The sequence below is a fragment of the Celeribacter sp. genome, assembly GCF_048266405.1.
Taxonomy (GTDB): Bacteria; Pseudomonadota; Alphaproteobacteria; order Rhodobacterales; family Rhodobacteraceae; genus Celeribacter.
This window is the reverse complement of record NZ_JBLWZO010000011.1, coordinates 15361-39073: the sequence shown is the minus strand read 5'-3', so window position 1 is coordinate 39073 and position 23713 is coordinate 15361. Positions and strand designations below refer to the sequence as shown.

Below are 23713 nucleotides of genomic sequence, written 5' to 3'. Positions count from 1 at the left end.
AAACCCATGCATGAGAAAAACACATGCTAACGACATTGGACTGTCTCCCCTCATACTGTATTGATGGCCCCGAAGCGGTCCGAATACATCCGGAAGCCGTGGAAAACATGTATTAAATCTGTTGGAGGAAACATGGATCGTCGTTCTTTCATTCGTGGTGGTGCCTTGGCCGGTGCCGGTGCTGCCGCCCTTGCCAGCCCAGCTGTTGCGCAGGAGCGCATCACTTGGCGCATGGTCACTACTTGGCCGAAGAATTTTCCGGGGCTCGGCGTCGGCGCGCAGCGTATGGCGGACCGGATCACCGCCGCGTCAGGCGGTCGTCTAACTGTGCAGGTCTATGCAGCCGGCGAAATGGTGCCTCCGCTGCAATCTTTGGATGCTGTGATCGACGGCACCGCCGAGATGAGCCACGGTGCTGCCTACTACTGGCAGAACAAGTCGACAGCACTGTCCTACTTCACTGGCGTGCCCTACGGCATGACGTCCAGTGAATTGGCAGCTTGGGTGCAGCACTTGGGTGGCCAAGAGCTCTGGGACGAAGTCTATGACCAATTTGGCGTGCAGGGCTTCTTGTCCGGCAACACCAGCACTCAGGCGGGGGGCTGGTTCCGCGACGAGTTGACCAGTCTTGACAGCCTCAAGGGCGTGCGCTTCCGCACTCCTGGTCTCGGAGGTCGTGTCTGGGAAAAACTGGGCGCCACTGTGACCAACATGGCGGCTGGCGAGATCTTCCAAGCGTTGCAATCGGGTGCGCTGGACGCTGCTGAATTTGTCGGCCCTTACAATGACCTCGCGCTCGGTTTTTACCAAGTGGCGAAGAACTACTACTTCCCGTCCTTCGTGGAGCCTGGTCTTGCGACCGAGTTGGTGGTCGATAAGGCGAAGTTCCAGGCTCTGCCCGACGACCTGCAGGCGATCGTTCGTGACGTTTGCCAGGCCGAGTATGACACCGTGAGTGCAGACTTCATTGCCAACGATCCGCGTGCCCTGAAGACCCTTGTCGAGGAGCATGGTGTTCAGGTGCGTCAGTTCCCTGAGGAGATCCTTGAAGCGGGCGCGAAGGCATCAATGGAGATTATTTCGGAACTGCGTGACAGTGACGACGAGATGACCCGCAAGGTCACCGAGCACTTTATCTCCTCGCTGAACCTGATGCGGACTCGCACTGAAGGCAACGACATGAACTTCATTCAGGCGCGGGCTAAGTACTTCACGCTCTGAGGAACAACTCTTTTCGTATAGTGAAAGGGCCCGGACGATTTCCGGGCCCTTTTTTGTTGTTCGTGCGCTGTGGATCGTGGCGGGCTGTCAGCCTGTGATGATAGACGGTAGCCAAGTGACCAGGCCAGGGAAGGCAAAGAGCAGCGCGATGGCCAAGATTTGCAACAATACAAACGGCAGAATGCCGCGGTAGATGGCTGAGGTCGGCACGCTGTCGGGCGCCACGCCGCGCAGGTAGAAAAGCGCGAAGCCAAAGGGTGGTGTCAAGAAGGAGGTTTGCAGGTTCAGCCCCACCATGACGCCAAGCCAGATCGGACTGATGTCCATGCCAAGCAGGATCGGCGCTGTGATCGGGATTACGATGAAGATGATCTCGAATGTGTCGAGGATGAAACCCAACACGAACATGATCGCCATGACCACCGCTACCGCCATCAGCGGCCCACCAGGCAGGCCCGTCAGGAATTCATGCACCAGAGTGTCGCCGCCCATCATCCGGAAGACCACCGAGAAGATCGCGGCGCCAAAGAGGATGATGAAGACCATGCTGGTGATGGTTGCGGTCTGCACCGCCGTTTCTTGCAGGACTTTCGCCGACAGCTTCCAGCGCAGGGCCGCCAGAATTGTGGCCCCCACAGCACCCACCGAGGCTGCCTCGGTCGGCGTGGCGATGCCGCCTAAGATTGAGCCAAGGACCGCGAGGATCAGAATGAGAGGCGGAAGCAGGGCGGTAAAGATTTCACGTTTCAGTTGTGCTTTTTCTTCTGGCGGCACTGGCGTGGCGGGGCAGCTCTCAGGATCGGTAATCGCCTTGAAGATCACCCATCCGATATAAAGCACCACCAAAAGCAGGCCGGGCAGCATGGCTCCGGCGAAGAGATCACCGACCGAGACAGGCGTGGGGGCGAAGTTCCCTTTGGCCATCTGCACTTGCGCGTTGATCCCGGAAAGCATGTCTCCCATGAAGATCAGTACCGTAGAGGGCGGGATGATCTGACCCAACGTCCCCGAGGCGCAGATCACCCCTGTGGCCAAGGTCGGCTTGTAGCCTGCGTTCATCATGGCGGGCAGCGAGATCAGGCCCATGGTGACGACCGTAGCCCCGACAACGCCCGTCGAGGCCGCCAGCATGGCGCCAACGATCACCACGGAAATTGCAAGGCCGCCGCGCATGTTGCCGAATAGTTTGCCCATAGTCGCCAGCAGTTGCTCGGCGATATTCGAACGCTCCAGCATGACGCCCATAAAGACGAAGAGAGGCACGGCCACCAGCACTTCATTGGTCATATAGCCGATGTAGCGGTTCGCCAGAGAGCCAAAGTTAGAGGGATCGAAGACCCCGAAATACATGCCCGCTGCGCTAAAAATCAGAGAGGTGCCCGCGAGAGTGAAGGCTACCGGAAAGCCCATCAGCAAAAAGGCAATGATGCCAACAAACATGAGGCCAGAGAGAAGCTCTCCGATCAGAACGGGATCCATCAGACGGCCTCCGTGGGAAGGGATGTATTATCGCCACTGGTGTAGCGGATACTTTCAGGGACAAGTTCTTCTCGGCCAGCAAGCACAAGGATCGAGCGCAGTATCATGGCCAGCCCCTGTAGCGCGATCAGCGCGGCGAAGACAAGGATGAAGGTCTTCAGCACGAAGAGACCGGGCATTCCGCCAACATTGGCCGACCCTTCGGCGTATTTCCACGAACGCAGAACGAAGGGCCACGCATAGGTCCAGATCACCCACATGGCCGGAAAGAGGAAGATGAGCACGCCCACAAGGTCGATCACCGCCTTTTTCTGTTTGGAGGCGGGGCGGTAAAAGATGTCGACGCGCACGTGGTTGTCGCGCAGCAGCGCAAAGCCAGCGACCGCGGTAAACATCGCACCGTTGAGCCAGATGTAGAGATCCTGCATCCAGACGTAGCTGACGGCGAAGAGATAACGCTGAACCACCACGGTGAAACAGACAAGCACGATGCCGACAGACAGCCAGGACACCAACTTCCCGACCAAGGTGTTGATCGCGCAGATGATGGCGGCAATACGCCCTAAAATTTTCACGCTGCATCCTCCTGCTGAGGGGCGGGCGAACGGCCCAACCTTAAAGCGTTTTATCCCGATCGTGAGGGGGAATTACAAGCGGTCTGGCTTGAAATATCGCATTTCGGTTTAGAAAGCGGGCCTGTCCTGGCGGGAATTCATACCACTTTCGACATCAGGCAGGGACCGCCCCCTTGCTCTTGCGCGGGAGGTTGCCAGTCGACAGGCTGTGGGCCATCTGGCGTAAGAGGGGTTCCACGAATGCCCTAAGAATGATCCAGCAACTGCTTAGGCCCGTATCACCTTTATAAATTGACCAATAAAGGGAGAAATATCATGTCTACGTTGTCTACATTTGCGGCCGCTGCTGTGATGGCCGTCGCAGGATCCGCCGCCAGCGCCGAATCCATTGTCGAAATTGCCGCCTCCGATGATCGTTTTTCAACGCTTGTTGCTGCCGTTACAGCCGCGGGATTGGCGGAGACGCTGGCGGGAAATGGTGATTTCACGGTTTATGCACCAGTGAACGACGCATTCGCCGCTCTGCCGGACGGAACTGTGGAAACGCTCCTGTTGCCCGAGAACAAAGGGCAACTAACAGATATCCTTCTGTACCATGTTGACGACCGCGTTTTGATGGCTGCCGATTTTCCGGTTGGGTCGAACTATTTCAAGCCGATCAACGACAGTGAGCGCCTTTGCATAACGGCTGGAACAAGCGGCGTAACGATTGCGGACGGCTCTGGCAAAACCGCCAATGTGATTATTGCTGATATTCAGGCAGACAACGGGGTTATCCATGTCATTGACAAGGTTCTGCTGCCTGGCACCCGGCCAGATTGTCACTAAAATCGGGCTATGGTCTCTTTCCAGTGGCGAACCCGCTTACTACGATCGGGGCCCTGTGCGATGTGCTCAGGGCCCTTTCTTTACTTAATCGGCTTTGGGCGTCGTCCTGCTTAACGTCTTGCGTATCAGCATGAAGAAGAGTGGGACAAAGAGAATACCAAGCATTGTTCCTGTGATCGTCCCGCCGAGTACGGCGGCACCGACGGCGCGACGTCCACCGGAACCCGCGCCAGAGGATAGGACCAGAGGGACAACGCCCAGAGAGAATGCCAGTGAGGTCATGATAATGGGACGGAACCGCAATCGTGCCGCCGTCAAAACGGCATCGTAAAGCTCTTTGCCACTATCCACCTGTTCTCGCGCGAACTCGACGATGAGAATGGCGTTTTTACCCGTAAGGCCAATGACCGTCAAAAGACCAACTTGGAAAAACACACCGTTTTGGAAGCCAAAGTTCCATGCGGTAAAGAGAGTGCCGAGAATACCGACAGGCATCGCCAACATCACAGAGAAGGGAATGGCCCAACTCTCGTAAAGAGCGGCCAGACAGAAAAACACGGCGGCGAGTGACAAGGCATAGAGCAGCGGTGCCTGCGAACCTGAATCACGCTCCTCAAGCGAAAGCCCTGTCCACGCCACTGAGAAGCCGGGCAGTTGATCGACAATGCGTTCGATCTCCAACATGGCTTCGCCAGTGGAAACTCCCGGTGCGGGAGAGCCTTGGATTTGCATCGAGGGAGTGCCGTTGTAACGGTTCAAGCCTTGAGGCCCATAAACCCAACGTTCGCTGGAGAAGTTAGAGAAGGGCACCAATTCGCCAGCGGAGTTTCGCACACGCCAGCGTTGAAGGTCCGACGGCGTAGCGCGGGCGTCAGCCTCGCCCTGAATGAACACGCGCTTGGTGCGCCCGTTGTCATTAAAGTCGTTCACATAGGTTCCGGCCATGGCGATTGCCAATGTGTTGCCGACAGTGGAGGGGGACACGCCCATAGCCCCTGCGGCACGCCAATCGATGTCCAGTTTGTACTGCGTCGCATCCTCCAGACCCGAGGGGCGCGCGGATGCAATGAGCGGGCTTTGCGCAGCCATGCCCAAAACGGCGTTACGTGCTTCGAGAAGCTGCTCGTGGGTCTGGCCACTTTGCGCCTGCAAGTAGAAGTCGAAGCCCGATACGTTGCCAAGCTCCGTCACAGCAGGCGGGACAATCGGGAACGCCATCGCCTCCTGTATTCCCATCATCGCGGGGAACGCACGCCCTGCAATGGCCTGAACCGATTGCGCGGGACTTTGACGTTCTTCCCAGTCTTTCAACCGAACAAAGGCCAACCCGTTGTTCTGGCCCGCGCCGGCGAAGGAGAAGCCAACAACACTAAACACAGAGTCGACAGCCTCAGCTTCATTGTTCAGGAAGTGGTCCTGAATTTGTTTCGTGGCTTTGAGAGTGTTTTCGGCGGTGGTACCCGATGGACCTTGGACAAGTGCGAGCATGATCCCTTGGTCTTCATCAGGCAAGAACCCCGTGGGCGTTTGCATGAAGAGCCAGACAATGCCGCCCCCTATGAGGCCGTAGACAAGCAACATCCGCAATGGGCGGCGGATGACGTAGTTCACCGTCCAACCATAGCCACCAGAGAGTTTGGAAAAGCCGCTGTTAAACCACGCAAAGGGGCCGCTTTTCGCATGTTCGATATCTTTGCCGCGCAGCAACGTGGCACAAAGCGCAGGCGTCAGAGTTAAGGCAACCAAAACCGACAGCATCATTGCGGACACGATGGTGACAGAGAACTGACGGTAAATGACGCCTGTTGAGCCGCCGAAAAAGGCCATCGGGATGAATACTGCTGAAATCACAAGGGCAATCCCGACCAAGGCGCCTGTGATCTGGTCCATGGATTTGCGCGTGGCCTCGCGTGGCGAAAGGCCTTCTTCCTCCATGATCCGTTCAACGTTCTCCACCACAACGATCGCATCATCCACAAGCAAACCGATGGCAAGCACCAAGGCAAGCATGGTCAGCACGTTGATTGTAAATCCGAAGACACCGAGAATGGCGAAGGTTCCGAGGATAACCACGGGCACGGCAAGGGTTGGAATGAGCGTCGCACGCAGGTTTTGCAAGAAGAGCAGCATTACGAAGAACACGAGAACAATTGCCTCGATCAGTGTTTTCTGCACTTCGTGGATTGAAATCTCGACGAATGGCGTGGTGTCATAGGGAATGACGTATGTTACGCCGTCAGGGAAAAACTCCGCGTATTCCTCGATTTTTTCACGTACGCGTTTTGATGTGTCGAGCGCGTTTGCTCCCGGCGCCAGTTGCACGGCCATCCCCGATGCGGGTTGACCGTTATACTGAGCAATGGCCATGTAGTTTTCCGCGCCGATTTCGACACGGGCCACATCTTCCAACAGCACAAGCCCACCATCGGCCTCGGAGCGCAGGATGATGTTGCGGAAATCTTCTGGAGTTTCCAACAGGGATTGCGCGGTGATAGTCGCCGTAAACGCCTGACCATCCACGGCTGGAAGCGAGCCGAACGACCCCGCAGAAATTTGCGCGTTTTGGGAGGAAACAGACGCCACCACATCCGAAGGCGTCATATCAAACGCAGCCAGTTTAGACGGGTCGAGCCAGATCCGCATGGCGTATTTTGCACCAAACACCTGCGTGCCACCGACCCCCTCAATGCGGCTGAACGCATCAACGAGGTTGGAGTTGAGGTAATCCGACAAGTCAGCTTGATCCAAACTGCCATCTTCGGAAATCAGGCCGATCACCATCAGGAAGCCTGCTGAGGATTTTTGAACCGTGACGCCTTGACGTTGCACCGCTTCGGGCAACAAGGCCGTCGCCTGTGCGAGTTTGTTTTGCACCTGAACTTGCGCTATATCGGGGTCTGTACCCGTCTCAAACGTTAGCGTGATAGACGCCGACCCCGATGACGTGGACGAGGACGACACATAACGCATCCCGTCAAGTCCCGTCATCCGTTGCTCGATAATCTGCGTCACCGTATTGGCCACCGTATCGGCGGAAGCACCAGGGTAGGTCGCGTTAATCGTCACCGACGGCGGTGCGATCTGTGGATATTGTGCCACGGGCAGGGTGTATATCGACAACACGCCGAGGCCCATAATCAGGATCGAGATCACCCACGCAAAGATAGGTCGGTCAATGAAAAAACGTGCCATGGGATGCTCTCAGATTTGAATTCAGTTATTTTCAGCGGGAGACTCGGTGGCCGCTTGCTCTTGAGGGACCACTGTCGCACCTGGCGCGGTTTTTTGCAGTCCAGCGACGATGACACGGTCACCCGCACTAACGCCCTCCGTCACGACCCAATCGGTTCCGTGGTCCCGCAAAACCGTGAGCTTGCGTTGCTCAACGACGTTCTCATCGTTGACGACAAGCGCCGTAGGCTCGCCCCGACGATCACGTGTGACGGCTTGTTGTGGCACCAAAATTGCGTCCTTCAATACACCCTGTGGCATATCAACCTGAACATACATGCCGGGCAGCAAAAACCCTTCAGGGTTCGGGAAAGACAGGCGGAGCAAGATGGTCCCAGTGCCTTCATCCACATGAGGTTCTGCGGCAGATAGCTTGCCCTGATGCTCATAGGTCGTGCCATCCGCGAGTTTGAGTTCAACGACCTGACCAAGGTCTTCGGCAAACCCTTCTCCACCTTGAGCACGGCGCCAACGCAACATGTCGGCGGCGGCTTGCGTGACATCGACGTAAACGGGATCGAGTGTGCGGATCACAGTTAGCGGCGTCGGCTGACCAGAGGTCACAAGCGCACCAACGCTCACATCGCTCAACCCGACAACCCCGGAGATCGGCGCGCGAATGGATGTGCGCTCCAGATCAATTCCGGTAGCAAGCACTTGGGCTTCCGCGACTTTAACGTTTGCCTTTGCCACTTCGAGGGCTGAAATTGCGTTGTCGAGGTTCTGTTGGGACACAACGCTACGCGATTTCAACTCTTGCTGACGGTCGAATTCCAACTGAGCGGCCCTGAGAGATGCATTGGCCTGCGCAAGCTGTGCCTCTGCTGCGATTTTTTGAGCTTCATAGGAAGCGGCGTCGATGCGGTAAAGAAGATCACCTTTTTCAACTGGTCGCCCTTCAACGAAGAGGCGCTCCAAAATCAGCCCGTTCACTTGGGGGCGGACTTGTGCCTCGGATGAGGCAGCAACGCGACCAGGCAGTTCAGCCGTCAAGGTCACATCGTTGGCTTCCAGCGTCTGGACCGTGACAGGTGATGGTGGAGGGCCATTTTGAGCCGTCGCGCCCAAAGGGAGACTTGCGGCCAGAATTAGCGCGGCAGTCATTCGGCTCAGCGGAGCGAAAAAAGAACGATGCATTAGGATTAGCTCCAAAGATTAAGAAATCGCGGGGCAACGCCGCAAATCGAGGACTTGTGTCAGCCCTGCTATCGTGCAGGACGGAAAACCAAAATACACACTTGCGTTACGCTTAAAAAAACCCGAGAGTTTTGTAAAGCGTATTTGTACGGGAGGCTCCATATTCTCCAAGGAACACGTCGATGATGAGTGATAATAAGTTGAAAAAGAATAGCAGCTGCTTTGTGAAGGCACGGCGCGGACGTCCGCCGCAAATGTGCCTCGCAGCTCGAGAAGCCGCAATCTTGCGAGCGACCGCGCAACTTCTTTTGGAAATCCCTTTCGACGATGTGACCATGTCCTTGGTCGCGCGGACAGCAGGCATGTCGAAGCGCACGGTCTATGAAATATTCAAAAGCCGCGAAGACCTGCTTGTACGTGCAGTCATAAACCTCGCGCGCACTATTTTCCTGCCGCTCAAAGCCGAAGATGCAAAACGCCCTCTCAGTGAAAGACTGTCGCTATTACTGCGTTTTAACGCTCCGTCGGGCGAAGATATGAACAAACTCGAACTCTTGAGGTCTGTCATTGCAAAGGCGCAAACCTATCCCGTCCTGGCACATGAACTCTACACCTCCGGCAGGGGAACATTGGTAGGATTTGTGCGCGCCGAGCTTGAGAGTGCCATCGCGAGTGGTGAGATTTCGCTACCTCAAGGTGACATCGACATGGCCGTTGAGATCCTCTTGGATATGGCCCTTGAAAACCCGCTCACGCGCCTTCTACAGCCCCACGCCCAACAGCCCTCCGACCTCGAAGTAGAGCGTAGACGAGAATTTGCGATTGCTATGTTTCTAAGGGGCATCGCGCCTTAATTGCTTCGTCTGTATTGTAGAACATGACCTGTCCCAACCAGTCACTCGCTTAGAACGAGTACCTGCGAATTTGGTTTCGATCGTTTTGGCGGTCAGTCTCGCTAAGCCACAGCATCATCCCAGCTGTGAAATTGCTAACTGCCGCAATCCAATAAAATGAGCCCATTATTGGGGCTGAGCGCCTGCCTCTTAATCAATACAAAAAAATGTATTCCAAAGCGGAATAAAAATAGGCGCCTTAAGGAATTGTTAACTTATTCCCTCAATGAAGGGAGCATCTATTTTCGGGTGACGTGCGTAGCGTATCCTTCAAAAGTAATTCTAGTTAAAATTTGTAAGTAGTTGCATCGCAATTTTTCTATTTCCTGTTTGGAAATAGTGCGTTCGTCATCTCTTAAGTATGGTCTGGCCCTAATTGGCACAGGTGTTTTGGGATGAATTTTTCCAAGGATTTGTGGTCGATTTGGGTCGTTATAAAAACAAGATTCAGGAGACTGCGCACAATGAAACTTTTCAAAATTATAGCCCGCTTCAATCACGAGGAAGACGGTGCTACAGCAATTGAATACGGCCTTTTCGCCGCTTTGATTGCTGCAGTGATTGTGGGGGCTGTCGCCGGTATCGGGACCGAATTGGATACACAATTTGGAAATGTCAAAGACTGCATTGATACATCAACTGCAACGACTTGTGACTAATGCTCGGTTCCCTCGGATTATTTGGCCGTATCGGGACTGTGTTAACAGTCTCTGCCGCGGTCGCCGGGGCGGTGATGTGGTTTGGTTTTCGTCAAGAAAATCAGGCCACATCGCAACCTGCTCCGGTGCAGGCCCCAGTTAAAATTGCATCTGATCGGGTGCTGGTTGCGGCTGCGGAGTTGTCGACTGGTGCGCCTATTTCCGATGATGGCATTGGCTCTGTCGAGATGGGCGAAGAGCAAATTGTGGAGAACTTTCTGCGGGACACGCCTGCGAACCGCGAAGCGTTGACGCAGGTGCCCGCAGTCAGAATGGTGCCCAGTGGAACGCCTTTCGTGTCCTCTGACCTGATCGTGCCGAATATTCCCGACACGGTGGAGCCGATGCATACATCTATGCTGAAGCTGAGCGAAGGGATGCGCGCCATTTCGTTGCCGGTGACGGAGGCAACTTCCGTGGCGGGCCTCGTCCGCAATGGAGATCGCGTTGATGTAATGCTCTCTTATACAGCCGACAATAACATACTCGCCATTCGGACGGTGCTGCGCAATGTGCGGGTTATCGCAACGGATCAAATCGCGGAACAGCATGACGGCAAGAAACAGAAGCCGCTAAAGGCATCGCCAGAAATCATCACTTTTGAACTACCGCCTGCTGGGGCCAAGGTTTTGGCTCTCGCCCAAAAAATGGGGGACCTGATGTTGGTTTTGAGTGACGGGACGGAGGGAGACAAACCTATTATTTCAACGGATACGCCAATCTTCGCTTCCCAAGTCTCCGGCGGGGCAGAGCTCTCTGAACGCGCAGCACCGAGCCAGCGTGTTTCTGTGGTTCGTGGGGCCAAGACACAGGTCAACGTGCTTACCATCTCTGACGCCGATGTTGCCACTTTGGAGGCGTTGTCAGAGGTAATATCGAAGGCAGACACGACGGCCACAAAGTCGCCTGCGCGAGCAAAATAATACACGACATCTTTTCTTCAGTTCATTGCCAAAAGGTATGCCCTTAATGTTTCGCACCATATGCCTGTTTATACTCTGGATGATTTTCGCGCTTCCTGCGGTGGCGCAAACGTTAATTGAGACGCGCAGTCGCGACATTGATTTGTTTGCAGGGCAGGGTAAGCTGATTAGGCTCGACGCACCGGCCGAAACAGTCTTTCTTGCCAATCCGGATGTCGCGGATGTGGAAATCAAATCCCCAAAACTCCTCTACATTTACGGCAAACAGATTGGGGAGACCACTTTGTTTGTCATTGACGACCAAGAGGAGGTAACGCTCAGCAGCGCGGTCGAAGTCTCTGTGAATATGAAGGCGTTAGGCAGCGCAGCGCATGCCACAGTTCCAAATGGCACCTTCTCGGTTTCTGAGGCCGGAGGCGCAATCATCCTGAGTGGGCGGGTCGGCACTATTACAGATGCCGAGCGTATTGAATCCGTTGTGCGCCAATTGGCGGGGGACACGGTGACTGTGGTGAACAGTTTGGCATTAGAAACCCCGCCTCAAGTCAACCTACAGGTCCGCATTGCGGAGGTTTCGCGCAGCGTGTCCGAGGATCTCGGGGTCAATTGGACCACGTCGTCGGGCAGTAATTCCAATGGCGGTGGTTTGAAAACCGCCTTTTCGATCAGCGGGACAATTGAAGCACTGAAGAGCCGAGGGTTGGTGACGATCCTGTCTGAACCGAACCTGACGGCACGTTCAGGCGACAAGGCGAGTTTTCTTGCGGGTGGACGTTTCCCCTTTCAAACTGTGAGCGAGGGGGACGATTCTAGCTCCGTTCAATTTGAGTCATTCGGGGTCGAACTTGAGTTCCTGCCAGAGGTGCTGCGCAGCGATCAGATCAAGCTCAATGTGCGTACCCAAATCCGTGAGTTGGATTTTTCCAATGGCAGTACATCGAATACGCAGAATATTCCTTTGATCCTTGAACGCAGTGCCAGCACGACAATCGAAGTGGGTAGCGGACAAAGCTTTGCAATAGCAGGCCTTTTTAGTGCGACGACACAGCAGGATCTCAACGAAGTCCCCGGTTTGAGCGATATTCCGATCCTCGGAGCGTTGTTTCGTTCTAGCAGCTATCAATCAGGTGAAACCGAATTGGTCATTATCGTGACACCCTACATCGTCGCTCCCGCAACCCCTGACAAATTCAAAACGCCATTAGATGGGTTTACGCCCGCCGGCACCTTGGATCGCCAATTTCTGGGGTCGTTCTCCTTTGGTGTTCCAACGAGCAAGAACGGTCCGGTCTCAGTCAAAAATATTAACGGAAATGCGGGGTTCTTGTTGCAATGAATATTGGAAGTGCAAAAGGATTGATGGCGGGTTTGATTGTGCTTTTGTTAGCAGGTTGTGAGGCTCCAACGCAAATGATCGGCGTCACGCAACGCTTGTCTGCACCTTACGTCGAGGCGCAACATCAGTATCGGTTTTCCAAAGGATCGTCAGCACTATCCGCGCAAGAGCACAAGCGTCTATCGGCCTTCTTAAACGCCTTGGCGCTGCAATCAGGGGATGTAGTCATTGTCACAATCCCAGCAACGGGCAAGCCGCGTGTCGATGCGGAACGGCAAAGCATGATGCAGTCGCTTTTGGCGCGTTATCCTGCGAAGATGCAATATCTCCAAGACACCACATTTGGCCCGCGTCCGTCACCCTACAGGCAGGTGGGGATCATTCGCGTTACCCGCGCGCGCGGGTTGAAGGTGTCGTGCCAACCAGGTGTGGATGATCTGGGCTGTGCTTCCGCAATCAACCTTGCTGTGATGGTTCATGAGCCGGGGGATGTCCTCGCACCTGACACAACGGCCGCAATGGCGAATAGGGATGCGCCCAACGGGGGAGCTGTGCAATGAACCAATTGTTGAACCGTCCTCAGGCTGACCGTCGTGTCGAAGCTTTCGTGGCAACAGAGGAAGGTCGCGATGCAGTTGCCGCGCTGATGCAGCAAGCGCCAAATGGTGATCTGGCGACCTATCATGCGGGCACATTAGAAACCTTTTCGCGGCTGTCGGGATTGGCCGAGTTTGGCGATATCGTTCTTGTCGAAATTGGTGCGTCTCTATTGGATGAGACGATTGAGATCCTGCGCGAAGTTGCTGTCGGCGGTGTTCAAATTATTCTACTCGGGCCAGAGTTAGATGTGCCGACCTATCGGGCTTATCTTATCGCTGGAGCGATGGATTATATTATTACCCCGCACCGTGACGGGAACCCATTGCCTGACCTGTGGAGAGGCGCCACGGTTCTAAAGAATGCGCATCAAACGCGAGGCCAATCCATTGCAGTCTGTGGTGTATGTGGTGGTGTGGGGGCCAGTGTGTTTGCCGTTAACCTTGCGATCGCCTTGGCAACGAAGGCGAAGGGACGTGGAGAAATTCCCACAGCGGAGTCCCGTGTTGGGCTGTTAGATGCAGATCTTCATTTTGGACCCGTGGCGGTCGAGTTGGATATGGAAATGACGATGGGTGTCTTTGATGCGTTGACGACACCAGAGCGCGTTGATGCAACGTTTTTACATGCGACGATGCAGGAGGTTCAGCCAGGCCTTTCGGTGTACTCTGCCGAAGTAGAGGACCCCCTTGTTCTCGCTCGCTATGAAGCTGGGCTTGGTAGTCTTTTAAGGGCATTCCAGGAGGTCTTCCCCGCTTCGGTGGTGGATTTGCCACGACGGTTTGTCTTGGAAAATCACGCTATTTTGGAGGATATTGACGATCTTGTCCTTGTGCTTTCACCCGGGTTTGGTGCGGTGCGTTCCGCCGGACGCCTGTTGGATCGTTTGGCCCGACATAACGCGTCGCAACCTCGGGTGTGGTTTGTGATGTCACATATGCGGCGAGATGCAGGGCTAAGTGCGAAAGAAGTCGCTGATACGCTTAACCGACCATTATCTCTTGAATTGCCACTGTGTGCGAGTGACATATCTCGGGCGTCGGTTAAAGGGGTGCCGATACAAACCCTTTTCCCACGTAGCCGCTATGCGCGTTGTGTCCGTCAATTTTCCGAAGAGCTCAAACGGGCTCCATCCGTTGGCGGCATGACGCCAACGCAGCGCGTGTCATGGTGGGAAAAGGTGTAATCGATGTATGAGAGCACCGAGAACGTCCATGAGGATATGGACAATGTCCAATTGAAAATTACGGGCCAATTGAAGACGCTGTTGTCCGAGGGACGCGAAGGTGGCGCCTATGCCGTGAGTTTGGCGATTGATTGGTATCAAGACACGACAGGTCATAATCTTTCTCGTGAACGCCAGCGGCAATTGATGCAGGCACTTTTGCCGCTCTCGATGGCGTTGCCTGTTGATGTGCCCCCACACAATGTCGAGATCAGAGCCCGCGCACACTATCAGCCTGATTTTACCAAACGTGTTATGCGGCTTGGCACACAGATTGCACCGGCTGTCATGGACCTGCTCGACCTGCGTACGCTCGCAGAGCTTTCCACTGAGGCGCAGCGAGATGCAATTCGCAATGCCGTACAGTCTGTTAGTCAAGTGCAGCGTATTGATCTTAACGGGATGGAGAGCGCGGAACTCGTCGACTATGTGGTCGACGATATGCTTGGGCTTGGGCCGCTTGAGCGGTTGCTTGCCGATGATAGCATTTCGGAAATCATGGTGAATGGCCCGAACCAGGTTTATGTCGAACGAGAAGGTCAGCTTGAGTTGGCAGATATTACGTTTCGTGATGATGACCATGTGTTGACCATCGCCACACGGATCGTTTCTGCCGTCGGGCGCCGCATCGATGAGACGACGCCTTTGGTGGATGCACGCCTTGCAGATGGGAGTCGGATCAACGTGACTATCCCGCCCTTGGCCGTGGACGGACCGACCATGACGATAAGGAAGTTTCCGAAAGATGATCTGCAACTTGCTGATTTGGTCCAACGCCAGTCTCTGACCAAGGATATGGCGGCGTTCTTACAGATCGCGACAAAATTGCGGTTGAACCTGCTTGTGTCAGGGGGAACGGGATCGGGAAAGACCACGTTGCTCAACGCTATTTCCCGTGAGATTCCAACTAACGAACGCATTGTCACGCTCGAAGACGCAGCGGAACTGCGCCTCCAGCAGCCACATGTCGTGCGACTGGAAACTCGGGCGGCCAATATTGAAGGTCAGGGCCAGATTCCAATGCGGCAACTGTTTCGTAACGCGTTGCGAATGCGGCCAGACCGGATCATCATTGGAGAAGTGCGAGGCGACGAAGCGTTCGATCTATTGCAGGCCATGAATACTGGGCACGATGGGTCGATGAGCACATTGCACGCAAACAATCCGCGTGAAGCATTGACCCGCATGGAAAACCTGATCGCTATGTCGGGCATTGTTCTGCCCTCAAGCTTCGTGCGGCAGCAACTCAGAGATGCCATTCATCTCATCGTGCAAATCTCGCGTATGCGCGACGGGGTTCGTCGGATCACATCAATATCCGAGGTCGTCGGCGGCGAAGAGGACGTTATCAGCCTACAAGAACTGTTCCGCTTCGTCCCGGAACCGGGTGCGCAGGGCGGGCAGTTGAAAGGCCAATTCGCCCCGAGCGGACTGCTCCCAAGCTTTATAGATCGCGCGGTTGAACAAGGGTTTGATGCTAAATTGCGTCAGATTGTGAGGAGCTGATCATGATCGGATCGGTGTCGACTTTCATTTTGATCTATACAATTTGCGTCACGATTGGAGCTGTGAGTCTGATCCTGTACGATCGCGCGCGGCGTATTCGTCGGGCCCGGCTTATCCGATATTCTGCGGATAAATCTAAAACCACATCCGAACTGGTGCGTCGTCGCGTGGCCGAGACTGCCCGCCAATCCACGATGTCCGCAATGAAACATCGCCGCAGTGGGGTTATGGGCCTTCTTGATCGTCGGCAACGCGAAGCGGGTCTGTCTCTGACGCCTCGCATGGTTTTGTTGGGTATGGGAGGGATCTCCATTGTCATTTGGTTGGGACTCACGTTGATAACGTCCTTGCCTCTGCTTTTCCGGGTTATGATCGCAATCGGAGGCGGATGGACAACGATGAACCTCCTTCTCGATCTGTTGCGCAGCCGTCGTATCCGGCAGTTTACAGAGGCGCTTCCTGATTGCCTTGACGTCTTCGCCCGCGGATTGCGGGCTGGTCAACCGCTCGGCGAGGCTCTTGGATTGGTCGCAAGCCATGCATCCGGAATTGCACGCGAAGAATTTCTACGCTGTCGGGATGAACACCGTGTCGGTCTGCCCTTGAATGAAGCTCTTTCGGGAATGGCTGATCGGATAGCAACACCTGAGGCACGGTTCATTGCAGTGGCCACCAGTCTGCAGTCCGAAACCGGTGGGAATTTGGTTGAGACGCTTGAAAACCTCGCCGTGCTACTTCGTGATCGTCGCAATTTGCGAAAAAAGGCAGCGGCACTTTCAGCCGAGACACGGGTCAGTGCCATGATCCTTTCTGCGCTGCCCTTCGGGATTGGGACCATCCTATTTGTTCTCAACCCAAGCTACCTCAAGCCATTGATAGATGATCCGCGTGGACATGTGATGACACTTGCTGGTTTGATTAGTCTCTCATTGGGCCTGTATAGCATGTACAAACTGTCACGGATTGATGTCTGAGATGGTGCAGGTCGGTGTCATAATCTTGATCGTTTTGGGACTTAGCCTTCTGCAGTTGTTGCTCCTGAGAATGATGGATCAACGGGCGCGTCGACACCGATTGGCCCGCAGCCTTTCTCGCCAGCCCAAAGGCCAAAGCACCCTTGGAACTCCTCTGTCGATCTCCGCACGTTTGGTGCAGGGCGTGATCCGCGTTGCAGCAATGACCGCCGAGCGTGTCTCCGTTGTCAAAGGGGGAGAGGCAGACGCCTCAGTCGCTCTCTTGAAAGTTGCTGGCATTCGCAGTCGGGATGCCCATTTGGTCTATGCCTTCCTGAAATTGGTCATGCCAATTGCTGGTGGGGTGGGGGCCTTGCTTTGGCTGTTTCTCAACGCAGCAGAGGGCGTTAATCCACTAAAGGCGATTGCGATTGTCTCCGCCGCAGCATTGGTCCTGTCCCGTGCTCCAGATGCAATTTTGATCCAAAAGAAGAAGAGCCGACTTGAGCGTGTGCGCAGAGGCTTCCCCGACATGCTGGAATTGTTGGTTATTGCCAGCGACTCCGGTCTTGGGCCGTTACCTGCGCTAAAGCGCGTGTCGCGGGAGGTCTATGCAACCTGTCCTGATCTGGCTTTGGAAATGCAACAACTGGTCATTGAGCTTGGGGTCTTGCCCGACAGAGACCAAGCGTGGCACAATTTTGAAGAGCGCCTTCCCTTGTCCGAAATTGCGATCTTTGCCAATGCTATGGTGCAATCCGCCCGCTTCGGTACACCATTTAGGGCGGCGTTGCGGACACTGATGATGGATACCCGCGCTCAGAGGCTTTTGCGGTTGGAAGAGCAAGCGGGGCGTTTACCTGCGCTCATGACGGTCCCGCTTATTTTCTTCATCATGCCTGCGCTGTTCATTGTTCTGATTGGGCCCGCGGTTCTCAGTATTCTTGATAATCTTATGTCCGGGGGATCATGAAAATGGGTGTGTGGTACACATTTTGGCGGCGGCAGGAGGGTGCAACCGCTATTGAATTCGCGCTTGTTCTGCCGCTGCTACTTAGCATTCTTTTCGGGATAGTGGCGTTCGGTCAGTATTTTGCAATTGCGAACAGTCTACAGCAACTTGCTGCAGAAGCGGCGCGGTATTCGGTGAGTGAACCATATTTTGCGGATAGAAAAGATCGGGCCGAAACTTTTCTTGGGGCTCCTGGAGACAGGTTTTCCTTTTTAGACGTCAGTCACATCATCGTTCAGAAGATTTGTGTGTTTCCGGAAGACCAAGTCGCGTGCGGCGTGACAAATATATACGACGCGGTGCAGATCACGTTGACGTATGATCTCGACGGGACAGCCGTAGCTGTCGCGGACAGTTTCCTCGGTCTGGGAATTCCAGATATTACGCGAAGGAGCTACCTTGCGTATTAGGGCGTTTCTCCAACGATATTCTGCGGATGAATCGGGTGCGGTGGTGATCATTTTTGCGCTGTTCTTGACGGTGTCGATGGGGCTTTTGGCCGTGGGCATCGATCTCGGTTCGCTATATTTTCATCAAAAAACGCTTCAAACGCAGGCGGATATGGTCGCTGTTAGTGCGGTTCTGAACCTTCATGAAGAGATGCAGGGCAGCGCCTCTGCGCCATATCTCGATGCGGGAACCAAGACCGTAAGGGGCAACGCATTATCCGCAGGCGCGCTGACGACGTTAAGTGTTGGGCGTTATGACTATGACCCGTCAACGCCCACAGAAGACCGTTTTACGCATGGCAGTGTGTCTGATGAGGATCTGAATGCAGCGAAGGCTACGCTCTCGGATACGGCCCCTTTGTTTTTCGCGCAGAGTTTTTTGAATACAGACAGCACAGAAATGTCTGCGAGTGCCACCGCAGCGCGGTTTGATTTCGCTTCGTTCAGTCTCGGTTCCCGCCTACTGTCGCTCAACTCTGGAGAGAGCATTCTTGACGGGCTTTTGGGCAGCGCGTTTGATACAACAGTTGATCTTGATCTTCTTGACTATCAAGCGTTGCTGGACACGCAGATTGATCTTTTGACTTTCTCGGATGCACTTGGAAACCGCATCGGTGCGGCGGCTGGAAATTATGAAACGATTCTGACCTCCAATATTGAGTTGGCAGATATAGCGGGGGCCATTCTGGACACAGGGCTTGTGTCTGGCTCCACCGATGTGTTGACGACAATTCTCAACAGCACCGCGGTGAGGGGTTTGAATGCGGCGGACCTGATTGGCATGGATAGCGGCGCGGTTGCACTACAGTTGGAAGACATCCTCGCGGGTGTGAATGTCAATGTGCTCGATCTTCTGAAAGGGTCACTGGATATCGTGAATGAAGGCCGCATCGTTGAGGTGAACGGATTAGATCTGAACCTTGAGAATGTATTGAATGTCGATCTTGACCTTGTTGTGGGGGAGCGTGAGGAGCAGTCAGGCTGGATCATGCTTGGCGAACGTGGAGCGACAGTTCATACCGCGCAGGTGCGGCTAAAACTGGATTTGGACCTGTCGCCAACTCTGTTGAGTAATCTCGGTACCGGAGTGTCAGTTCTGGCTTTGTACGTGCCACTTTATGTCGAGATTGCGAGTGCCACCGCCACGCTGACCAATCTCAATTGCAAGGCTATGGCGCAAAGCGATACGGTCGCGATATTTGACACAGGATTTACCCCTTTCGAGGGCGTGACGGGGACACATGTGGTTGAAATGTTAATCGGCAATTTTGATCCGCTGATCTTTAAGGATATCACAACGCCGCTCGATCCCGCCGATCTGCAACCTGCCAACTTCCTTGATTTGAGTTTGTCCGTTTTGATCTTTCGTCTGAACCTTTTGACGCTACAATTGCAATCCCATGCTGGAGTTGGTGTCTCTCAACAGCCAGTGGTTGAATTTTTCGTCTCTGAAATTGGCGGCGCTGCGAAAACGATCAGTTCTGGTGAGCTGGTGAATTCGACTTTGCAGACCTTGTTGGACCCGAATGTCCTTGAGGTGAACGTCGAAAGTGAGAGCCTCTCATTGGTTTCAGCTGTGTTCTCTTCATTGTTGAATGTGGTTTTGGGCATTCTTCCCAACCGACTTCTCGGCGCTCTCTTGGAGCCGTTGGATGTCGTTGTCGACGGCCTTCTCAACACTCTTGGTATCGGTATAGGGCAAGGCGATTTGACACTGGATGGTGTTAGTTGCGGAAAGGTCATACTTGTCCATTGATACTGCCTTCCCACTGCTTCTGCTTTGCGCTTTTTTGATCACTCTGACTGGAGTTCTGTTTTGCACCAATCCTCTTTTCTGACACGTTTCCTCATCCCTGCAATCCTCGCAATGAATTTGTCTGCGTGTTCCATGGGACTGCCCTCGGAAATGGGCAGCGGGCCACCCGTGGGTCAAGACACCTTGCGACTTGCGCAGGCCACATCCGAGACAGGAGACAATGAAACTGCTGCACGTTTGTTTGAAAAGGTGTTGGTGGCAGATCCGACATCCGTGCCTGCGCTTTTGGGGGCAGGCAACAGCTATGCGCGGATGGCCCAGAACAGCCGCGCTGAATCGGTCCTTTTGCGGGCTCATGAGTTGGCACCGCGTGATGTCGAGGTTCTGACGACATTGGGACGTGTGTATCTGGCGCAGCATCAGTCAGAAAAAGCTGTCGATACATATGATAACGCGCTGCGCATAGACGGCCGCAATGTCTCTGCCTTGACGGGAAAGGGGGTCGCATTGGATACGCTTTCGCGCCACAAACAGGCGCAAGGTGTCTATGAAGATGCGCTGACTTACTACCCAACGAACTTCATCTTGCGTAGCAATTATGCTCTGTCATTAGCGATTTCAGGCGATATTTTGCGCGGCACGGCGATTTTGCAAGAGTTGGTTAAAGACCCCTCTGCGGCTCCTTATGTACGCGGTAATCTTGCGCTGGTTTACGGGTTGGACGGCCGAGACAATGATGCGCGTGCGACCCTGGTCCATGATATGACCTCACAAGAAATAGAGGAAAATATCCAAACCTATCAGGCCTTGCGCCGGATGCATCGGGAAGGAAAACCGATCGGGTCTCTTGTCTTTGTGTGAGGCTTAAGATTGAAAAATGAAGGCCCCTCACACATCGCCTCTAATTCAAAGTTATGTTTTCACTCCAAGATGTCGGGGAAAACTAGAGTGCAGATAGAAATAGGGGCGTCACGATCAGGTCAATACCTATCTTTTCGAAGAAAATGCGCTGTATAGACATTACTGCACTTGGTGCTTCAGCCTATTTTTACAGAACGTCGTGGAAACAGAAGTACGATCAAGGCTGACAGGACCGATGACACTGTGGCAACTAGCAAGGCTAGTTGGTAACTACCAGTAACGTCATACAACCGACCTGCCAGTAGCGGCGCAATTAGTCCCGCGATTCCCCAAGCGGTGAAGACCCAACCATAGATCGCCGCGAACCGCTCTGGTCCATAGAACAGATGCACTGCGACAGGATAGCCTGTCGCGATGATACCATAGGACATCCCGACAGCAGCCAAGGCCATGACGCTGATTGTACTATTGACAGAAAGAGCCATAACGCCCGTGGACACCCCCAACATCAAAACCGCCAACAACAAGACAGTTCGCGGCCCCAACCAGTCCGAAATTGCACCGCTGCTTATCCGTCCAAGAGCATTACCGGCGGCAATCATGCTGACTGCAATTCCTGCCATTGCCACGGATCCGTTTTGTTCTGCTATAATTCCTGCAGCGTGACCGAGCACCATCAGCCCGCCCGCGGCTCCAGTGAGGAACCCAAGCCATAACAGCCATGTCAGCCGCCGATGGGACGTCGGTTTTAATCCCGTTGTTTGCCTGTCCGACGGTCTGCCCGATGAGAAGGCCATCGCGGGGTTTGAAAAAATGCGTAATACCAACACGCTCATAAAGCCGATAACGGCCAATAACGCGGCAGGGAAATAGAGCGCGGCGGTCAAGCCTTTCATCGCACTGGCGTTTCCCATCAGCGGTCCGAGAATGACGGCGCCCACAGCGAAGGCTGAAATGATCACACCTGTCGCCAACCCCGTTCGTGCCACCCCACTTGCCACAGCCATCTGGACGCCTGCCGAATAGCCAAGACCACTGGCCGCAGCGAAAAGTCCGCCATAAGCCAAGACAAAAATCGTGAATGTTGGCGCGTGTGCGGCCAATATCAGCCCTGCCGAACCAACAAAGCACGCCAGCGCCCCCACGACTAACAATCGCCACCCCGCGAAAAGCTGTGGTGCCAGCATGACCGTCAAAGAGAAAACGGCAATGCTGACTGAAAACACGAGGCTGGTGGCCGTGCGGTCGACACCGAAATAGTCCTGCACAGGGTTGATCAGTACGCTCCAAGCGTAAAGAAGCCCAAGGCCCATTACCTGAACGGCCGCGAGGCCTACCATGCGCCAGCTTTTCATTCCGCAAATGCGCCTTGTTCGCAAATGCGGCGCAATTCCCCGCGACGAATTTTGGATGAACTTGTCAGCGGAAATTCTTGCACATAGTGAATCTCACGGGGGTATTTGTAGAAGGCGAGATTCTGTTTCACGAAGTTCTGCAATTCTCGCGTCAATTCGGGACTGCCTTCCTTCTTGTTGGCCAGTTTGATAAACGCCACGACTATCGCACCTCGGTCCGCGTCGGATTTGCCAACAACTGCTGCCTCCGCGACGTCCGCGTGGCGCAAGAGTGTATCTTCAATCTCTGCTGGCCCAATACGGTATCCAGCACTCTTGATCAGGTCATCATTTCGCCCCTGATACCAGTAGTATCCATCGCTATCTCGACGGGCCAGGTCACCAGTCCGAAGCCATTGGCCACTACGCAATCGTTCGGGAACACCCGGATCCCCCCAGTACCCCAAAAACAAGGTGCAGTCGTCTTCGCGCGCGGCGATCTCGCCCACTTCACCGTCCTGAACAGGGTGACCTTGATGGTCGATCAACTCGACAACGCGTCCAGGATAAGCACGTCCCATCGAACCTGGGCGTATCGGGTAAAGCGCGCGGCAATTGCCGATCAGGTGGTTAAATTCCGTTAGGCCGTAGAATTCATTGCAAGTGACCCCGAGCGTCTCGTCCATCCAGCGCACAATTTCGCCTGGCAGGCTTTCACCGCCAGTGCAAACCACACGAAGTGAAAGGTCGTTCGCTCGCCCCGTTTCTGAAACTTCCGCCAACCGTTTCAAGGCAGTGGGTGTCATAAAGCTGTGTGTTACACCGTGACGCGCCATAAATTCGAATGCCCAGTCAGCATCGAACCTGTGCTGGCTTGCCACCACTGTTTGCCCCGCCATCCATGCAGGCAAGACGAGATCGAGTAGCCCGCCGACCCAAGCCCAATCGGCTGGGCTCCAGAACATCGCATCCGCGCGCTCCAACTCCAGATCGTAGAACATATTGACCGTGGGCATGTAGGCATGCAACACGCGGTGACTGTGCAGCAACCCCTTAGGCAGACCCGTCGAACCCGACGTATACATCAGCAAGGCAGGGGATTCGGCGTGAGTAGCCACGGGCGTAAAGCCTGTCGGATCATGGCTTAAGCAATCGCTCCAACTTGTCATATTCTCGCTGGGCGTATCCACAGCGATCATGTGTGAAATTTTTGCGGTATCGAGCGGGTCCAAACCGACTCGCTTCCAAATCGCGCGTTCTGCAATGATAACCCGTGCGCCAGAGTGTTCTAGCACATGCGAAAGGGTGTCAGCTCCATACATTTGTGAAAGCGTTAATACCACGGCGCCTAGCTTGTAGATCGCCATGTGGGCAATCGCCGTTTCGGGGCGTTGGCCGACATGCACTGCAACTGGGTCGCCTTCCAATACACCCATTGCGCGAAGCGCAACGGCAAGTCGGTTTGCTTGGTCCTCGATCTCGGCAAAGGTGTAGGTCTCAATTCGACCGTCATCGTGTTCGTAAATCAGCGCAGCCTTATTGCTGTTCGCCCCGTGTGCATGGCGACCGATTGTATCAGCCGCGATATTGGCCATCTCGGGAATGTCGATAACGTAGCGCGCTTCAGTGTCGCTCCATTTTAGATTGGGGCACGCGTCGGCGACTTTTTCAAAGTGTGAGTCTTTCATGATGAGCTCTC

20 protein-coding genes are annotated in these 23713 nt (G+C 54.5%); 14 read left to right on the top strand and 6 right to left on the bottom strand.

What is annotated here, in order from left to right; all coding sequences use genetic code 11:
- Nucleotides 1–132: 132 nt before the first annotated feature.
- Nucleotides 133–1221: a TRAP transporter substrate-binding protein gene (locus tag ACN0TS_RS15575; protein ID WP_417260285.1), complete on the top strand. Its 1089-nt coding sequence runs from the start codon at nucleotides 133–135 to the stop codon at nucleotides 1219–1221.
- An 87-nt stretch (nucleotides 1222–1308) separates the two neighbouring features.
- On the opposite strand, the gene ACN0TS_RS15570 is transcribed toward ACN0TS_RS15575, so the two are convergent.
- A complete protein-coding gene (locus ACN0TS_RS15570) occupies nucleotides 1309–2700 on the bottom strand; it encodes a TRAP transporter large permease (protein WP_417260284.1) in 1392 nt (463 codons plus the stop codon).
- Nucleotides 2700–3275 (bottom strand): TRAP transporter small permease subunit, encoded by a 576-nt coding sequence (locus tag ACN0TS_RS15565; protein ID WP_417260283.1) that lies wholly within the window; start codon nucleotides 3273–3275, stop codon nucleotides 2700–2702. Before ACN0TS_RS15565 ends, ACN0TS_RS15570 begins: the two co-directional genes overlap by 1 nt.
- Nucleotides 3276–3590: 315 nt before the next feature.
- On the opposite strand from ACN0TS_RS15565, the gene ACN0TS_RS15560 reads away from it, so the two are divergent.
- Nucleotides 3591–4103 (top strand): fasciclin domain-containing protein, encoded by a 513-nt coding sequence (locus tag ACN0TS_RS15560; RefSeq protein ID WP_417260282.1) that lies wholly within the window; start codon nucleotides 3591–3593, stop codon nucleotides 4101–4103.
- 84 nt (nucleotides 4104–4187) lie between these two features.
- Here ACN0TS_RS15560 and ACN0TS_RS15555 read toward each other — a convergent pair whose 3' ends face one another.
- Both ACN0TS_RS15555 and ACN0TS_RS15550 read right to left on the bottom strand, forming a co-directional pair.
- Nucleotides 4188–7295, bottom strand: a complete 3108-nt coding sequence (locus ACN0TS_RS15555) for an efflux RND transporter permease subunit (protein WP_417260281.1) — start codon at nucleotides 7293–7295, stop codon at nucleotides 4188–4190.
- A 21-nt stretch (nucleotides 7296–7316) separates the two neighbouring features.
- Nucleotides 7317–8471, bottom strand: coding sequence for an efflux RND transporter periplasmic adaptor subunit (locus ACN0TS_RS15550; RefSeq protein ID WP_417260280.1), 1155 nt, complete (start codon nucleotides 8469–8471; stop codon nucleotides 7317–7319).
- A gap of 182 nt (nucleotides 8472–8653) precedes the next feature.
- On the opposite strand from ACN0TS_RS15550, the gene ACN0TS_RS15545 reads away from it, so the two are divergent.
- The 12 genes from ACN0TS_RS15545 (at nucleotide 8654) to ACN0TS_RS15490 (ending at nucleotide 20680) form a co-directional block, all read left to right on the top strand.
- On the top strand, nucleotides 8654–9325 hold the full coding sequence (locus ACN0TS_RS15545; protein WP_417260279.1) for a TetR/AcrR family transcriptional regulator: 672 nt from the start codon (nucleotides 8654–8656) through the stop codon (nucleotides 9323–9325).
- A 503-nt stretch (nucleotides 9326–9828) separates the two neighbouring features.
- Entirely contained in the window at nucleotides 9829–10023 is a 195-nt protein-coding gene (locus tag ACN0TS_RS15540; protein WP_417260278.1) for a Flp family type IVb pilin, read from the top strand.
- Nucleotides 10023–10985: a Flp pilus assembly protein CpaB gene (gene cpaB / locus ACN0TS_RS15535; protein ID WP_417260277.1), complete on the top strand. Its 963-nt coding sequence runs from the start codon at nucleotides 10023–10025 to the stop codon at nucleotides 10983–10985. The genes ACN0TS_RS15540 and cpaB overlap by 1 nt, the downstream gene beginning before the upstream one ends.
- Nucleotides 10986–11031: 46 nt before the next feature.
- Complete coding sequence (locus ACN0TS_RS15530; protein ID WP_417260276.1) at nucleotides 11032–12321, top strand: type II and III secretion system protein family protein; 1290 nt, start codon at nucleotides 11032–11034, stop codon at nucleotides 12319–12321.
- Between the two features lie 23 nt (nucleotides 12322–12344).
- Nucleotides 12345–12881 (top strand): hypothetical protein, encoded by a 537-nt coding sequence (locus ACN0TS_RS15525; RefSeq protein WP_417260275.1) that lies wholly within the window; start codon nucleotides 12345–12347, stop codon nucleotides 12879–12881.
- Nucleotides 12878–14104: an AAA family ATPase gene (locus ACN0TS_RS15520; protein WP_417260274.1), complete on the top strand. Its 1227-nt coding sequence runs from the start codon at nucleotides 12878–12880 to the stop codon at nucleotides 14102–14104. Before ACN0TS_RS15525 ends, ACN0TS_RS15520 begins: the two co-directional genes overlap by 4 nt.
- Nucleotides 14105–14107: 3 nt before the next feature.
- Complete coding sequence (locus ACN0TS_RS15515; protein ID WP_417260273.1) at nucleotides 14108–15649, top strand: CpaF family protein; 1542 nt, start codon at nucleotides 14108–14110, stop codon at nucleotides 15647–15649.
- A gap of 2 nt (nucleotides 15650–15651) precedes the next feature.
- Nucleotides 15652–16623, top strand: a complete 972-nt coding sequence (locus ACN0TS_RS15510; protein ID WP_417260272.1) for a type II secretion system F family protein — start codon at nucleotides 15652–15654, stop codon at nucleotides 16621–16623.
- On the top strand, nucleotides 16616–17575 hold the full coding sequence (locus ACN0TS_RS15505; RefSeq protein ID WP_417260271.1) for a type II secretion system F family protein: 960 nt from the start codon (nucleotides 16616–16618) through the stop codon (nucleotides 17573–17575). The genes ACN0TS_RS15510 and ACN0TS_RS15505 overlap by 8 nt, the downstream gene beginning before the upstream one ends.
- A 2-nt stretch (nucleotides 17576–17577) precedes the next feature.
- A complete protein-coding gene (locus ACN0TS_RS15500; RefSeq protein ID WP_417260270.1) occupies nucleotides 17578–18024 on the top strand; it encodes a TadE/TadG family type IV pilus assembly protein in 447 nt (148 codons plus the stop codon).
- Nucleotides 18014–19819 carry a TadG family pilus assembly protein gene (locus ACN0TS_RS15495; protein WP_417260269.1) on the top strand — a complete coding sequence of 602 codons (1806 nt, stop codon included), beginning with the start codon at nucleotides 18014–18016 and terminating at the stop codon, nucleotides 19817–19819. The genes ACN0TS_RS15500 and ACN0TS_RS15495 overlap by 11 nt, the downstream gene beginning before the upstream one ends.
- Before the next feature lie 60 nt (nucleotides 19820–19879).
- Complete coding sequence (locus tag ACN0TS_RS15490; protein WP_417260268.1) at nucleotides 19880–20680, top strand: tetratricopeptide repeat protein; 801 nt, start codon at nucleotides 19880–19882, stop codon at nucleotides 20678–20680.
- Between the two features lie 176 nt (nucleotides 20681–20856).
- Here the strand turns inward: ACN0TS_RS15490 and ACN0TS_RS15485 are convergent, their stop codons facing one another.
- Nucleotides 20857–22035 carry an MFS transporter gene (locus tag ACN0TS_RS15485; protein ID WP_417260267.1) on the bottom strand — a complete coding sequence of 393 codons (1179 nt, stop codon included), beginning with the start codon at nucleotides 22033–22035 and terminating at the stop codon, nucleotides 20857–20859.
- Nucleotides 22032–23702 carry an acyl-CoA synthetase gene (locus ACN0TS_RS15480; protein ID WP_417260266.1) on the bottom strand — a complete coding sequence of 557 codons (1671 nt, stop codon included), beginning with the start codon at nucleotides 23700–23702 and terminating at the stop codon, nucleotides 22032–22034. The genes ACN0TS_RS15485 and ACN0TS_RS15480 overlap by 4 nt, the downstream gene beginning before the upstream one ends.
- Between the last annotated feature and the right edge of the window lie 11 nt (nucleotides 23703–23713).

Excerpts from the sequence above, each read along its gene's own strand:
- ACN0TS_RS15575 (WP_417260285.1), top strand. The coding sequence starts at position 133 with ATGGATCGTCGTTCTTTCATTCGTGGTGGTGCCTTGGCCGGTGCCGGT.
- ACN0TS_RS15570 (WP_417260284.1), bottom strand. The coding sequence starts at position 2,700 with ATGGATCCCGTTCTGATCGGAGAGCTTCTCTCTGGCCTCATGTTTGTT.
- ACN0TS_RS15560 (WP_417260282.1), top strand. The coding sequence starts at position 3,591 with ATGTCTACGTTGTCTACATTTGCGGCCGCTGCTGTGATGGCCGTCGCA.
- ACN0TS_RS15555 (WP_417260281.1), bottom strand. The coding sequence starts at position 7,295 with ATGGCACGTTTTTTCATTGACCGACCTATCTTTGCGTGGGTGATCTCG.
- ACN0TS_RS15550 (WP_417260280.1), bottom strand. The coding sequence starts at position 8,471 with ATGCATCGTTCTTTTTTCGCTCCGCTGAGCCGAATGACTGCCGCGCTA.
- ACN0TS_RS15545 (WP_417260279.1), top strand. The coding sequence starts at position 8,654 with ATGATGAGTGATAATAAGTTGAAAAAGAATAGCAGCTGCTTTGTGAAG.
- ACN0TS_RS15540 (WP_417260278.1), top strand. The coding sequence starts at position 9,829 with ATGAAACTTTTCAAAATTATAGCCCGCTTCAATCACGAGGAAGACGGT.
- cpaB (WP_417260277.1), top strand. The coding sequence starts at position 10,023 with ATGCTCGGTTCCCTCGGATTATTTGGCCGTATCGGGACTGTGTTAACA.
- ACN0TS_RS15530 (WP_417260276.1), top strand. The coding sequence starts at position 11,032 with ATGTTTCGCACCATATGCCTGTTTATACTCTGGATGATTTTCGCGCTT.
- ACN0TS_RS15525 (WP_417260275.1), top strand. The coding sequence starts at position 12,345 with ATGGCGGGTTTGATTGTGCTTTTGTTAGCAGGTTGTGAGGCTCCAACG.
- ACN0TS_RS15520 (WP_417260274.1), top strand. The coding sequence starts at position 12,878 with ATGAACCAATTGTTGAACCGTCCTCAGGCTGACCGTCGTGTCGAAGCT.
- ACN0TS_RS15515 (WP_417260273.1), top strand. The coding sequence starts at position 14,108 with ATGTATGAGAGCACCGAGAACGTCCATGAGGATATGGACAATGTCCAA.
- ACN0TS_RS15510 (WP_417260272.1), top strand. The coding sequence starts at position 15,652 with ATGATCGGATCGGTGTCGACTTTCATTTTGATCTATACAATTTGCGTC.
- ACN0TS_RS15505 (WP_417260271.1), top strand. The coding sequence starts at position 16,616 with ATGTCTGAGATGGTGCAGGTCGGTGTCATAATCTTGATCGTTTTGGGA.
- ACN0TS_RS15500 (WP_417260270.1), top strand. The coding sequence starts at position 17,578 with ATGGGTGTGTGGTACACATTTTGGCGGCGGCAGGAGGGTGCAACCGCT.
- ACN0TS_RS15485 (WP_417260267.1), bottom strand. The coding sequence starts at position 22,035 with ATGAAAAGCTGGCGCATGGTAGGCCTCGCGGCCGTTCAGGTAATGGGC.
- ACN0TS_RS15480 (WP_417260266.1), bottom strand. The coding sequence starts at position 23,702 with ATGAAAGACTCACACTTTGAAAAAGTCGCCGACGCGTGCCCCAATCTA.